General features: G+C 53.0%; 1 pseudogene. It reads left to right on the top strand.

The window, feature by feature from the left end:
* Nucleotides 1-279: pseudogene (locus tag ACYP03_RS25895) on the top strand (NADP-dependent oxidoreductase); the annotation flags it as partial.

The raw sequence follows: 279 nt of genomic DNA on the forward strand, positions 1-279 counted from the left end.
TAAGCTGGCAACCGCAACCCCCAACGGCATTGACTTGTTCTTTGAAAATACCGGCGGCGTTGCGCAGCAGCACATTTACCAACGCATGAACGCCCATGGCCGTGTGGCTGTCTGCGGCATGATTGCCGACTATAATACCGCGACCCCTCAGCCTGGTCCGAACTGGATGAATATTGTGCGTAAGCGGCTGATGATTCAGGGCTTTACTATGCCGGATCATTTCCATCGGTTTGCTGAATACGGTCAAAAACTGGCAGCGCTGATGATGGACGGCAAACT

Source organism: Photobacterium sp. R1 (assembly GCF_054600795.1).